Source organism: Bradyrhizobium sp. Unk1 (genome assembly GCF_059512345.1).
The window spans coordinates 329,443-342,219 of record NZ_JCAMOP010000001.1; the positions used below are offsets into that span (position 1 = coordinate 329,443).

Here is a 12,777-nt window from a genome sequence, read left to right on the forward strand (position 1 = left end):
TTTCAACCTCCGGCACCCTCGCGCATCGCCGCGCGGCTGCCGCGATCGACCTCGCGCAGCAGCTTGTACACTTCGCGCTTCCTGCTGTGAAACGCGGCCATGTCGGGCGCGGTCGGCTCGCTCTTGCGGCCCAGCGCCGACATCTTGGCCATGGTCTCGCCGATCGAGGCATAGGCGCCGCCGGCGACGGCGCCCAGCATCGCGGCACCCAGCAGCACCGGCTCCTTGGTCTGCGGCAGCGCGACGGTGAGGCCCGTGGTGTCGGCCATGATCTGCCGCACCAGCGGACTGCGGCTGGCGCCGCCGCCCATGATCATGATGCCGGCATGGACGCCATGCGCGGCAAAGGCTTCGATCACTTCCGCAAGGCCATAGGCCAGCCCGCAGAGGCCGGCGATGAACAACCGCTCCATCGAACTGACATCGGTGTCGAGATCGAGGCCCGCGATCACCGCGCGAGTGTCAGGGTCGGCATAGGGCGAGCGGTTACCGATAAATTCGGGGAGCACGTGGACGTCGCGCGCCAGCAGCGCGGCGCGGCTGGCATCGCCGGCGCGCGCAATGATGCGGCGCTCGAGGAACTCGATGAGGTCGACACCCTCGCTTTTCGCCGCGGCGCTCGCTTCCGCGTGGCCGGGATGCGACTTGAGGAGATGGTCGATCGCGGCGCCCGCAGCGGACTGGCCACCCTCGTTGAGCCAGAAATCAGGTACCATACCGGAGTAATAAGGCCCCCAGACGCCTGGCACGAAGCACGGCTCCTTGGTCGTCGCCATGATGCAGGCCGACGTGCCCATGATGTAGGCGAGACGATCGGTGACGTCGCTCGTTCCACCCGATCCGTCACGGCCACCGATGGCGCCGATGCCGCCGGCATGGGCGTCGATCAGGGACGCCCCGACCGGCGTGCCCGCGGTCAGGCCGAGATCGGCGGCGGCGGCGCTGGTGAGACCGGTGCCAAGCCGCGTCCCGGGCGCGACGATTTCGGTGCCGATGCGGGTGTATTTTTCGCTGACGAAGTCGGCGAGGCCGATGCGCTCAAAGAAAGGCGCGCTCCAGCCGCCACCATCATGCGCGAGATAGTTCCATTTGCAGGTCACCGTACAGGTCGAGCGCTGCAGCGATCCGGTGGCGCGCCAGGTCAGATAGTCTGCGAGGTCGAAGAAATGTCCGGCAGCATCGAAGCTCGCGCGCAAATGACGTTTCAGCCAAAGGAGCTTCGGCATTTCCATCTCGGGCGAGATCGAGCCGCCGACATAGCGCAGCACATCGTCCGCGGTCTCGTTGATGAGACGCGCTTCCGCAATGGCGCGGTGATCCATCCAGACGATGACATTGCGCTGCCTGTCGCCGGAGGCGCTGACCGTGACGGGCTCGCCCCTGGGATCGAGCACCACGAGGGAACAGGTCGCATCAAAGCCGATGCCGCCGACGCTGTCGGGCGCGATGGCGGCTTCTGCCATCGCCGCCCGCACCGATTTGACACAGGCCTGCCAGATATCCTCCGACGACTGCTCGACGATATCGCCGGCCTCGTGCCAGATCCGAATCGGATGCTTGGCGGTCGCGAGCAGTGTGCCCGCCTCGTCAAACACCCCGGCCCGCGTGCTCGTGGTCCCCACGTCGACGCCGATATACGCTCGCGGCATTGTCGCTCCCGGAAGCTCTCGTCAGTTTTGACGGTAGCCTACCAGCAAGTGTAGCCGCCATCCACCAGCACGATGCTGCCGGTCATCAAGCTCGCCGCTTCGGAGGCCAGGAACAAAACGACCGAGGCGATCTCCTCGACCTGCCCCATCCGCCCCATCGGGGTTCCGCCGATCCAGGCGTCGTACATTCGCGGGGTGCTCTTCACGAAGGCATTGAGCGGCGTGTCGATATAGGTCGGGGCCACCGCGTTGACGCGGATGCCCCGCGCCCCCCATTCGGCGGCCAGCGACTTGGTCAGATGATGCACGCCGGCCTTGGAGGCGTTGTAGAAGCACTGCTCCTGCGGCTTGTTGACGATGAAGCCGGACATCGAGCCGACATTGACGATGGCGCCGCTCTTGGCGTTGAGCATGTGCTTGCCGAATTCGCGGCAGCACCAGAAGGTGCCGTTGAGATTGACGTCGATGACGTTGAGCCAGTGCTCGTCGGTGACGGTCTCGGCCGGCGTCTCGCTGCGGGCAATGCCCGCATTGTTGACGAGGATGTCGACCTTGCCGTGGCGGGCGACGAGGTCGTTGGCGACCTCAGCCACGCGCTTGGTATCGGTGACGTCCATGATCGCAGTCTCGATGTCAAAACCCTTCGCCTTCAGGCTGGCCTTGGCATCGCCGGCGACCTTGCTGTCGCGATCGCCGATGATGACCTTCGCGCCGGCTTCGGCCAGCGCTTCCGCGCAGGCGAGGCCAATGCCTTGCCCGCCGCCGGTGATGAACGCGGTCTTGCCGCTCAGCTTGAATTTTTCGAGATACATGGTGGTCTTTCCGTCTCTTGCCGTCTCTTGCCGTTTCTTGTCAGCCCCGAAGCGCGTTGCCGCTCTCGTCGAAGCGATGGATGCGCGCGGGATCCGGCACCAGCGACACGCGGTCGCCGGCATGCAGGCTCAATTCGCCGATGTAGCGCGCCGTCAGCATGCCGAGCGGTCCGGCATCGACATACAGGAAGGTGTCGCTGCCCAGATGCTCGGCGACCGCGATCGTTCCCTGCCAGCCGCCGGCGCCGTCGCGCTCGATCTTGAGATGCTCCGGCCGCACGCCGATCGTCGCCGCGCCCTTCTGCAAGGCGTGCTCGCCAGTGACGAAGTTCATCTTCGGCGAGCCGATGAAGCCGGCGACGAAGAGATTGGCGGGTCGCTCATAGAGCTCCAGCGGCGAGCCATATTGCTCGATCTTGCCGCCGTTCAGCACGACGATCTTGTCGGCCATGGTCATGGCCTCGACCTGATCGTGGGTGACGTAGATCGCAGTGGTGCCGAGCTGCTTCTGGAGCCGCGTGACTTCTATCCGCATCTGCACGCGCAAGGCCGCATCCAGGTTGGACAGCGGCTCGTCGAACAGGAATGCCTTGGGCTCGCGGACGATGGCGCGGCCGATCGCGACGCGCTGGCGCTGGCCGCCGGAGAGCTCGCGCGGCTTGCGATCGAGATAGGGTGTGAGGTTCAGTGTCGCGGCCGCTGCCTCGACCTTGCGGTTGGTCTCGTCCTTGGAAAGGCCTGCCATCTTCAGGCCGAAGCCGATGTTGCCGCGGACGCTCATGTGCGGATAGAGCGCATAGGACTGAAACACCATCGACAGCCCGCGCTTGGCCGGCGGCGTGTCGACGACGTTCTTGCCGTCGATCAGGATCTTGCCGCCTGAGACGTCTTCGAGCCCGGCGATCAGCCGCAGCAGCGTGGTCTTGCCGCAGCCCGAGGGACCTACGAACACCACGAAGGAGCCGTCGGCGATCTCGAGGTCGGCACCCTTGATGATGTGCACAGGACCGAAGGATTTCTGTACGTCCTGAAGTGTGATCTGACCCATGATCCGCCAGCCCCTTTACTTCACCGCGCCGAAGGTGAGCCCGCGCACGAGCTGCTTCTGGCTGAACCAACCGAGGACGAGAATGGGCGCGATCGCCAGCGTCGAGGCCGCCGACAGCTTTGCCCAGAACAGCCCTTCCGGGCTCGAATAGGAGGCGATGAACGTCGTGAGAGGTGCGGCGTTCGACGTTGAAAGGTTCAGCGTCCAGAACGCCTCGTTCCAGGCCAGGATCAGATTGAGCAGCATGGTCGACGCCAGCCCCGGGATCGCCATTGGCGTCAAGACGTAGACGAGCTCGCGGCCTATCGTGGCGCCGTCCATGCGCGCGGCCTCGAGGATGTCGCGCGGAATCTCCTTGAAATAGGTGAACAGCATCCAGATCACGATCGGCAGATTGCCGAGGCAGAGGATGAAGACGAGGCCGATACGGGAATCGAGCAGGCCGAAGGTCTTGAAGATCAAATAGATCGGTACCAGCACGCCGACCGGCGGCATCATCTTGGTCGAGAGCATCCAGAGCAGGATGTCCTTGGTGCGCTTGGTCGGCGAGAATGCCATCGACCAGGCCGCGGGGATCGCGATCAGCATCGCAATGAGCGTCGAGCCGCCGGCGATGATGATCGAGTTCATCGCGTGGTGGAAATAGTCGCTGCGCTCCTGCACAGTCGCGTAGTTTTCCGTGGTCCAGTGGAAGAACAGGAAGGACGGGGGAATGGCGAAGGCCTCTAACTCGGTCTTGAAGCTCGCCAGCACCATCCAGAGGATCGGGAAGAAGATCAGGAAGCCGAAGAACCACGCTCCGATCGTCGAGACCACCACCCGCTGCGTCGTCGCCATCCGCGCCATGTTTCAAGCCTCCAGATTGCGGCCGACGATGCGGACGAGGAAGAAAGCGACGACGTTGGCGATCACGACCGCAACGAGGCCGCCTGCGGAGGCGCTGCCGACGTCGAACTGGATCAGCGCCTGCGAATAGATCAGGAAGGCGATGTTGGTGGTTTGCAGGCCCGGTCCGCCGCCGGTGGTGACGAAGATCTCCGCGAACACCGTGAGCAGGAAGATGGTCTCGATCAGGATCACCACGGTGATGGGACGCGCAAGGTGCGGCAGCGTGATATAGATGAAGGTCGAGACGGCGCTGGCGCCGTCCATCTCGGCGGCCTCCTTCTGCTCCTCGTCGAGCGATTGCAGCGCGGTCAGCAAAATGAGCGTCGCGAACGGCAGCCATTGCCAGGCGACGATCAGGATCACCGCGAGCAGCGGCGCGTCGGTGAACCAGTCGATCGGCGTCAACCCGACCAGCTTGGCGAGCCAGGCGAACAGGCCGGAGACCGGATGCATCAAAAGGTTCTTCCAGACCAGCGCGCTCACCGTCGGCATCACGAAGAACGGCGCAATCACCATCAGCCGCACGATGTTGCGGCCGATCACGGGCTGGTCCATCAGCAGCGCCAGGGGGATGCCGAGCAGGATCGTCAGCGCCAGCACTGAGCCGACCAGCACCAGTGTGTTCCGGAGCGAGGCGAGGAAGGCGGGATCGGTGAGGAAGTAGCGGAAATTCTCCAGGCCGACGAACGCCTCGGAGCCGGGATCGAGCAGGCTGTAATGCAGGGTCGAGAAATAGATCGTCAGCGCCAGCGGAACGATCATCCAGATGAAGAGCAGCCCGACCGCAGGCGTCAGGAGCGAACGCGCAAGAAACTGCGTCTGCCGGGTTGCCATCCTTGGCGTCTCCGCTGGGAGGAAGAAGGCGGCCATCCATTCGGGGCTGGCTGGTGGATGGCCGCCAGTTTGAGCTCAGGAGGGAGAGCTCGGGTTCACTTGATGTAGCCGGCGCGCTTCATCTCGCGCTCGGTGGCGGACTGCGCCGCGGTAAGCGCGGCATCGACCGTCATCGATCCCGCGAGCGCGGCGGAGAATTGCTGGCCCACCTGCGTGCCAATGCCCTGGAATTCGGGGATCGCCGCGTATTGCACGCCGACGTAAGGCACCGGCTTCACGGTGGGCTTGTTCGGGTCGGCAGCATCAATCGAGGCCAGCGTCAGCTTCGCGAAGGGCGCGACTTTCAGATAGTCCTCGTTCTGGTAGAGCGAGGTCCGCGTGCCTGGCGGCACGTTGGCCCAGCCCTCCTTCGACGCCACGAGCTTGGTGTAATCCTTGCTCGTCGCCCAGGCGATGAACTTCTCGGCCGCGTCCGACTTCTTCGAGCCGGCGGGAATTGCAAGGCTCCAGGCCCACAGCCAGTTGGCGTTCTTGCCGAGCCCCGTGTTGGGCGCGAGCGCGAAGCCGACCTTGTCGGCGACCTGGGACTCCTTCGGGTTGGTGACAAAGGACGCAGCGACCGTCGCATCAATCCACATCGCGCATTTTCCGGCGTTGAACAGCGCCAGGTTTTCGTTGAAGCCGTTGGCGCTCGCGCCGGGAGGGCCGGCGTCCTTCATGAGATTGACGTAAGTCGTGAGCGTCGTCTTCCATTCCGGCGTGTTGAACTGCGGCTCCCACTTCTCGTCGAACCAGCGCGCGCCGTAGGAATTGGCCATGGCCGACAGGAACGCCATGTTCTCGCCCCACCCGGCCTTGCCGCGGAGACAGATGCCGTAGGTGCCGGCGCTCTTGTCCGTGAGCTTCTTGGCGGCGTCGATGACGAAATCCCAGGTCGGCTTTTCCGGCATCTTCAGGCCGGCCTTCTCGAACAGGTCGGTGCGATACATTACCATCGAGCTCTCGCCATAGAACGGCGCGGCGTAGAGCTTGCCGTCGACGGAGACCGCGTCCTTGATCTTCGGCAAGAGGTCGGCGACGTCGTAGTCGGCGCCGAGATTGGCGAGCGGCACCAGCCAGCCCTTCTTGGCCCAGATCGGCACCTCATAGGTGCCGATGGTCAAAACGTCGAATTGGCCGCCCTTGGTGGCGATGTCGGTGGTGACGCGCTGGCGCAGCACGTTCTCCTCCAGCGTCACCCATTTGACGGTGATGTCTGGATTTTTCTTGGTGAATTCGCTGGCCAGCCCCTGCATGCGGATCATGTCGCCATTGTTGACGGTGGCGATGGTCAGGGTCGTTTCGGCCATCACAGGGACAGCCAACAACAGGCAAGACGCGCCGCAGACGGCGCCGAGGACGTGTTTCACGGTGACCTCCCTAGGATCGCGCTTCTGAGCATATGCCCACGCGTTGAGCGTATGTTCGGACGAGGTGCGACGCTTGTCAAGCAGGCGCGCGGGCGTTCCCGCAACTTATGAGTGCTGCGGTGCACCACCCACCCCCGTCATGCCCCGCGAAGGCGGGGCATCCAGTACGCCGTGTCGTGAGTTGGTTTGCCCCAAGCGGGGCCGCGGAGTACTGGATCATCCGCTTTCGCGGATGATGACAGTCGCGCAAGTCGTGAGATCGCCCGCCCTACCGCTCCAGAATCGCCCTTGCCGTCGCCTCGTCCGTGATCAGGCCGTTGATCAGGTGCCCGTTCAGCGCGGCCGCGATCGCCGGCACCTTGGCCGCACCGACCGCGGCGCCGATCGTGGTGGTCTTGGCCGGCACTTCCGGCGGAATGCTGGTGAGGCGCTTGTTGGTGCCGGCCTTGAGCAGGCGGCCCTTGGCATCATAGGCCCAGCCGGTGATTTCGCCGATCGCCCCCTGCCGCATCATCTCGAACAATTCGTCGCGGGTGACGAAGCCGTCGATGTGGATTTGCGCCTTCTGGTCCATCTGACCGATGCCGACGAGGCGCAAGTCAGCCTTGGCGGCGACCGCCTTGACCTTCGCGATCGGCTCGATCCGCACCATCTTGTTGCGCTCGTCCTCCGACGACATCAGGAACGGCAGCGGCATCGGATAGTGCCGCGCGCCGGTGCGGTCGGCGAGCCGGCCGACGGTGTCGTAGAAGCTCGCCGAGCCGTCGGCGGAGATGTTGCCGACCAGCGAGACGATCTGGTGGTTGGGCCGGTCGATCGGCGTCACGCGCTCGACCGCAGCGCGCACCGCCCTGCCCGTACCGAGCGCGACGATGACGGGCGTTTCCGAACGCAACGTCGAATCCAGCAGGTTGGCACAGCGTTCGGCGATGCCCGCCGTGGCCTGCGGCGCGGCAGGATCGGCCGGCACCACCTCGCAATGGCTGAGGTCGAAGCGCGCCTTCAGGCGTGCCGCCAGTTCCATGCAGGCGGCGATGGGATGTTCGAGACGGAAGGTGATGAGACGCTCGGCAAGGCACAGCGAGACCAGCCGCTGCGCGGAGGCCCGCGAGACCTGCAGCATCTTTGCGATCTCGTCCTGGGTGTGACCGGCAATGAAATAGAGCCAGCCGGCACGCGCGGCATCGTCGAGCCTGGACTTTTCGTTCTCGACGGCCATGGCGGCCTACGCCTCCCAGAAATCGCTCATGTGCGCGAAGACCCGATCGGCCCCGGCGCGGGACAATATAGCTTGGCCGTCGCGCCCGCGATAATGGCTGCCGCCGACAAATCCCCAGACGGTCATGCCGGCAGCCTTCGCGGCCAGCACGCCACTGACGCTGTCCTCGATCACCAGCGTGCGCGCGGGTTGCGCGCCCATTTTCTCCGCCGCGTGGAGAAAGAGATCCGGCGCGGGCTTGCCGTGCGTGACCATCTGCGCCGTGTAGATCCGGTCGCCGAAATGGGGCGCGAGACCGGTCACCCTCAGAGACAGCGCGACGCGGTCGAGATCACTCGACGAGGCCACGCAATTCGGCACGCGCAGGCCGGACAGGACGGTATCGGCATCGGGAATCGGATCGAGCGCCTTCTCGAAGGCGGTCAGTACGCGCGCCTTCAGCCGGACGGGAAAATCGGCCGGCACCGCCTGGCCGAATTCGCGATAATGCTGCGTGACCGCGCTCGTGCTTCGCCCGAGAAACAGCTCGAGCGCCTGCACAAGTGTCAGCGATATCCCGAATCCGGACAGCTCGTCGACAAGGCACTGGCAGCTCAAGAGCTCGCTGTCGACGAGCACGCCGTCGCAGTCGAAGATGACGAGATCGGGCCTTTGCCGGCTTCGGTCCATCCGGCCATTCGATCATATACCCATGCTTTGAGCAATAGTTCACCGAAGAGGCGCGTGGCGGGCTTTCCGGGGTCAATGGGCGACCTGTCGATAGATCGCCGGCAGCGCCGCAGGCAATCGACAGATATTGCCGACGATGGCGTAGCCGCTGCGGCCGAACAGCGTCGGGACGTAGGATTGCGCCGTCGCATCGACCGTCACGCCGAAGACCGCGATGCCAAGCCGCCGCGCCTCCTGCACGGATTTGCGGGTGTCCTCGACTGCAAAGCGCCCCTCATAATGATCGACGTCGTTCGGCTTGCCGTCGGTGAGAACGAGCAGCAGCTTCTTGCGCTGCGGCTGGCGCGCCAGCTCGGTCGAGGCGTGGCGTACCGCCGCGCCGATCCGTGTGTAATAGCCAGGCTTCAGCGCGCCGATCCGGCGCTCGATCGCCCCACTCATCGGCTCGCCGAAGGCCTTGACCGTTTCGAGCCGTACCCAGGAACGTCGGCGCGAGGTGAAGGTGAGGATGCTGTGGTGATCGCCGCAGGCCGACAGGCCATGCGCAAGCACCAGCAGCGCCTCCTTCTCGACGTCGAGCACCCGGTAACCGTCGACCCAGGCATCCGTCGAGAGCGAGACGTCCACCAGCAGGGTGACGGCGAGATCGTGCCCCTGCGGGCGCATCGCGACATGGATGCGATCGAGACCGCCGCCGCTGCCGGCGCGGAGATCGCACCGCGCACGCACGAGCGCATCGAGGTCGAGATCGTGACCATCGGCTTGGGCGCGCATCAATTCGTGACGCGGCCGCAACACCTCGAAGCGGCGGCGCACCTGGCGGATATGCCGACACATGGCGTCGTCAGGCGTCCAGCTCTCACCCAGCTCGGAGGCCGCACCCGCGAGCACGCGGCAATGATCGGGCAGATAGGAGCCGCTGCGATAATCCCATTCGGGATAGCTCAGGTCGGCGTTCAATCGCGAGGCATCGAGGGCTTCCGGCGGCAGGTCGAGATCGAATTTGAGCCGGCTCGCCGGCTTGCCGCTGCGGCGGCTGAGCGTGATCTCCTCGAGGTCGTCGGCTGCCTTCTGCGCTTCCTCGTCCTCACTGTCGTCAGCCGGGCGATCGACATTGATCATCTCGGCCATCGCGAGGATCTTTTCAAAGCGATTGAGCACGAACGGGTCGCGGCGATCGGTGCCGTCTTCGCGCTCACGGACGGCGAAACGCTTGCGATCGTCTGATGGCGCTGGCGCGGCGGTCGGCCCGCACGCGTCATCGCCCGCATGTGCGGGTGACAGCTCCCGTGTCCAGCAATCGCCCCAGAGCGGGCATGGCAGGATCGAACGATAGCCCGGCGGCGCCCTGTCCGGCAGCGGCTCTGTCCCCATCATCGCCGGCCACAGCTTTCCCACCGGCGGCGTACCGGCGCCGAGCAGAGCAAGCACGATCTGCTCCATGTCCTGCTCGATGCGCGGCAATGGCCGGTGCGGCCGCGCCATGGCCGTGGCCGCGGCCAGCCGGGCGTAGTCCCCGGCAAGGCCGGGACATTCCGTCAGCACAAGCACCGCGATCTCGCTGGCCCGCCGCAGCATCAACAGGTCGCGCCGCAACGGATCGGCCTCGGGGATAGCGTCGACCGGCGCAAAGGCAAACCACACGGCCAGCCACCGGTACAGCGCAGCATTCAGCCCGCGATCGGCGAAGATCGCGATGTTGTCGGGCAGGAAGATCGTCGCGGCGTCACGCCCCGGTTGCTCGAGCCGCTCGTCGCCGAGCCCGATGCGCTGCCGCCATCCAAGCCGATGCCCAGTCCGGCGAGCACTCGCGCTGGCGATCTGCACGCCCGTCTCCCCGCCAAGCGCGCGGAACATGATCGCGATCCGGCTGCGCACCTCCGCGAGGGACACCGCGTGTTCGGCGTAAACCAGATAGCTCGCGGTGCCGCCGACCAGGCGATGCCAGGCGCGGCCGACGGTTTCTTCAAGCTCGAGGAAATCGAGCATCGCATCACCCTCAGGAGATCACGGCGCGTGCGACGTCGAGCAGCGCCGCCTTGACGTCTGCGTCATCGGTGAGCGGTTCGATCATGCCGGCCAGCACCGCATCGCCAATTGAGGCTCCGGCCGCAATCAGGGTGGCGCAATAGACGACGAGACGGGTCGAGACCCCCTCCTCCAGGTCGTGCCCTTTGAGCGCGCGCAGCCGGCTGGCCAGCCCAACCAGCGGCCGCACGCGCTCCGGCGAGAGCCCGCTTTCGGCGGACACCACCGCCTCCTCCTGCTCCGGCGGCAGGAAGCCGAACTCGATGGCAACGAAGCGCTGACGCGTCGACGGCTTCAACGCCTTCAGCAGCGTCTGGTAGCCGGGATTGTAGGAGACCACGAGCATGAAGCTCTTCGGCGCGACCAGCTCCTCGCCGGTCCGCTCCAGCGGCAGAATGCGGCGGTCGTCGGTGAGCGGATGCAGCACCACCGTGACGTCCTTGCGCGCCTCCACGATTTCGTCGAGATAGCAGATGCCGCCCTCGCGCACCGCCCGTGTCAGCGGACCGTCGGTCCACACGGTGTCGCCGCCTCTCAGCAGGTAGCGGCCGGTGAGATCGGCGGCGGTGAGATCGTCATGGCAGGCGACGGTGTGAAGCGGCAATCCCAGCCGCGCCGCCATGTGGGCGACGAAGCGCGTCTTGCCGCAGCCGGTCGGTCCCTTCAACAGGACCGGGAGCTGATGCCGCCAGGCGTGCTCGAACAGCCCGCATTCGTTGCCGCTCGGAACGTAAGCCGGGAGCACGAGCGCGGGTGCCGCCAAGGCGTGAAGTGCTGCTGTCATGGTTCTTCTCCGGAAATCATTCTGGAACGGCGGCCGCGACTTGCGCGGCCGCCTTGTGTTCATTCGGCCGGTTGGAGCACGCCTGGGATAGTCGCCCGCTTCTCGCGGCCGGGCACCAGCACCGCCCAGACGAACATCAGCGCAGAGATCGCGACGAACACGCCGGAGCCGAGCCGCACCCAGTAGAAGAAGGCAAGCTGGTCCTGCACGTCCATGTAACTCTGGCCAAGCACGCGCTGGAGATGGACCTGAATCACGCCGGCAAAGGTCAACGCGAAAGTCATGGTCATCATCGCCGTGCACATGATCCAGAAGCTGGTCATGCTGAGCCACTGGTTATAGGGCGCACGTCCCTTGATCTGCGGGATCGCATAAGCCATCACCGACAGGTTCAGCATCACATAGGCGCCGAAGAAGGCGAGATGGCCATGTGCGGCAGTGACCTGCGTGCCGTGGGTGTAGTAGTTCACCGAGGACAGCGTGTGCAGGAAGCCCCAGACGCCGGCGCCGAGGAACGCCATCACCGAGCAGCCGACCGACCACAGCAGCGCGGCGCGGTTCGGATGCTTGCGGCCGGCCTTCCAGGTCATCTGCACCGTGAAGATCACCATGGTGAAGAAGGGCGCGACTTCCAGCGTGGAGAACAGCGAGCCGATCCACTGCCAGTAGCCGGGTGCGCCGATCCAGTAGAAATGGTGGCCGGTGCCGAGAATGCCCGAGAACAGCGCAAGGCCGATGATGACGTAGAGCCATTTCTCGACCACCTCGCGGTCGATGCCGTTGAGCTTGATCATCAGATAGGCGAGCACGGACGCCATGATCAGCTCCCAGACGCCCTCGACCCAGAGATGGACGACGTACCACCAGTACATCTTGTCGACCGCGAGATTGGCCGGATTGTAGAAGGCGAACAGGAAGAAGATCGCAACGCCCCACAGGCCGAACAACAGGATGTTGGTGACCGTCGTCTTGCGTCCCCTCAGCGCCGTCATCGTCACGTTGAACAGGAACATCAGGCAGACAACCACGATGCCGACCTTGATGATGAAGGGCTGCTCGAGGAATTCGCGGCCTTCATGGTAGTGGAACAGATAGCCGACCACAGCCACGCCAGCGGCGCCAAAGAACATCCAGAACTGGATCTTTGCGAGCAGCGGGCTGTAAAGCTCGGTCTCGGTTTCCTCCGGCAGCAGGAAGTAGGTCGCGCCCATGAAGCCGATCAGCGACCACACGATCAGCGCGTTGGTGTGAATCATCCTGACGATGTTGAACGGCAGCAGCACCGACAGCGTGTTGGGCAGGACGTAGATGGTCCCGGCAAGCAGGCCAAACAGGACCTGCGCCAGGAACAGCGTCAGCGCGCCGTAGAAATACAGCATCGCGACTTTCTGGGTTTGATATTTCATTTCGGGTTCTCTCTGTCTTGAAAGAGGCAAG

At 64.9% G+C, this 12,777-nt stretch carries 11 protein-coding genes; all 11 read right to left on the minus strand.

The annotated features are described in order from the left end of the window. Positions 1-2 precede the first annotated feature (2 nt). Positions 3-1,649 carry an FGGY-family carbohydrate kinase gene (locus AC5ZFO_RS01355; protein ID WP_282518644.1) on the minus strand — a complete coding sequence of 549 codons (1,647 nt, stop codon included), beginning with the start codon at positions 1,647-1,649 and terminating at the stop codon, positions 3-5. 38 nt (positions 1,650-1,687) lie between these two features. Then, positions 1,688-2,461: an SDR family NAD(P)-dependent oxidoreductase gene (locus AC5ZFO_RS01360; RefSeq protein ID WP_282518645.1), complete on the minus strand. Its 774-nt coding sequence runs from the start codon at positions 2,459-2,461 to the stop codon at positions 1,688-1,690. A gap of 40 nt (positions 2,462-2,501) precedes the next feature. Beyond that, positions 2,502-3,509, minus strand: a complete 1,008-nt coding sequence (locus tag AC5ZFO_RS01365; protein WP_282518646.1) for an ABC transporter ATP-binding protein — start codon at positions 3,507-3,509, stop codon at positions 2,502-2,504. A gap of 15 nt (positions 3,510-3,524) precedes the next feature. After that, positions 3,525-4,355, minus strand: coding sequence for a carbohydrate ABC transporter permease (locus AC5ZFO_RS01370; protein WP_282518647.1), 831 nt, complete (start codon positions 4,353-4,355; stop codon positions 3,525-3,527). Positions 4,356-4,358: 3 nt separating this feature from the next. Beyond that, a complete protein-coding gene (locus AC5ZFO_RS01375) occupies positions 4,359-5,231 on the minus strand; it encodes a carbohydrate ABC transporter permease (protein WP_282518648.1) in 873 nt (290 codons plus the stop codon). 95 nt (positions 5,232-5,326) lie between these two features. Continuing rightward, positions 5,327-6,580: an ABC transporter substrate-binding protein gene (locus AC5ZFO_RS01380; RefSeq protein WP_282518962.1), complete on the minus strand. Its 1,254-nt coding sequence runs from the start codon at positions 6,578-6,580 to the stop codon at positions 5,327-5,329. Between the two features lie 328 nt (positions 6,581-6,908). Beyond that, positions 6,909-7,859 (minus strand): sugar-binding transcriptional regulator, encoded by a 951-nt coding sequence (locus AC5ZFO_RS01385; RefSeq protein WP_282518649.1) that lies wholly within the window; start codon positions 7,857-7,859, stop codon positions 6,909-6,911. 6 nt (positions 7,860-7,865) lie between these two features. Further along, complete coding sequence (locus tag AC5ZFO_RS01390) at positions 7,866-8,528, minus strand: HAD family hydrolase (protein ID WP_282518650.1); 663 nt, start codon at positions 8,526-8,528, stop codon at positions 7,866-7,868. A gap of 72 nt (positions 8,529-8,600) precedes the next feature. Beyond that, on the minus strand, positions 8,601-10,517 hold the full coding sequence (locus AC5ZFO_RS01395; protein ID WP_282518651.1) for a nitric oxide reductase activation protein NorD: 1,917 nt from the start codon (positions 10,515-10,517) through the stop codon (positions 8,601-8,603). Between the two features lie 10 nt (positions 10,518-10,527). Further along, positions 10,528-11,340: a CbbQ/NirQ/NorQ/GpvN family protein gene (locus AC5ZFO_RS01400; RefSeq protein WP_282518652.1), complete on the minus strand. Its 813-nt coding sequence runs from the start codon at positions 11,338-11,340 to the stop codon at positions 10,528-10,530. A gap of 59 nt (positions 11,341-11,399) precedes the next feature. After that, positions 11,400-12,746: a cbb3-type cytochrome c oxidase subunit I gene (locus AC5ZFO_RS01405; protein WP_282518653.1), complete on the minus strand. Its 1,347-nt coding sequence runs from the start codon at positions 12,744-12,746 to the stop codon at positions 11,400-11,402. Positions 12,747-12,777 lie beyond the last annotated feature (31 nt).

Excerpts from the sequence above, each read along its gene's own strand:
- AC5ZFO_RS01355 (WP_282518644.1), bottom strand. The coding sequence starts at position 1,649 with ATGCCGCGAGCGTATATCGGCGTCGACGTGGGGACCACGAGCACGCGG.
- AC5ZFO_RS01360 (WP_282518645.1), bottom strand. The coding sequence starts at position 2,461 with ATGTATCTCGAAAAATTCAAGCTGAGCGGCAAGACCGCGTTCATCACC.
- AC5ZFO_RS01365 (WP_282518646.1), bottom strand. The coding sequence starts at position 3,509 with ATGGGTCAGATCACACTTCAGGACGTACAGAAATCCTTCGGTCCTGTG.
- AC5ZFO_RS01370 (WP_282518647.1), bottom strand. The coding sequence starts at position 4,355 with ATGGCGCGGATGGCGACGACGCAGCGGGTGGTGGTCTCGACGATCGGA.
- AC5ZFO_RS01375 (WP_282518648.1), bottom strand. The coding sequence starts at position 5,231 with ATGGCAACCCGGCAGACGCAGTTTCTTGCGCGTTCGCTCCTGACGCCT.
- AC5ZFO_RS01380 (WP_282518962.1), bottom strand. The coding sequence starts at position 6,580 with ATGGCCGAAACGACCCTGACCATCGCCACCGTCAACAATGGCGACATG.
- AC5ZFO_RS01385 (WP_282518649.1), bottom strand. The coding sequence starts at position 7,859 with ATGGCCGTCGAGAACGAAAAGTCCAGGCTCGACGATGCCGCGCGTGCC.
- AC5ZFO_RS01390 (WP_282518650.1), bottom strand. The coding sequence starts at position 8,528 with ATGGACCGAAGCCGGCAAAGGCCCGATCTCGTCATCTTCGACTGCGAC.
- AC5ZFO_RS01395 (WP_282518651.1), bottom strand. The coding sequence starts at position 10,517 with ATGCTCGATTTCCTCGAGCTTGAAGAAACCGTCGGCCGCGCCTGGCAT.
- AC5ZFO_RS01400 (WP_282518652.1), bottom strand. The coding sequence starts at position 11,340 with ATGACAGCAGCACTTCACGCCTTGGCGGCACCCGCGCTCGTGCTCCCG.
- AC5ZFO_RS01405 (WP_282518653.1), bottom strand. The coding sequence starts at position 12,746 with ATGAAATATCAAACCCAGAAAGTCGCGATGCTGTATTTCTACGGCGCG.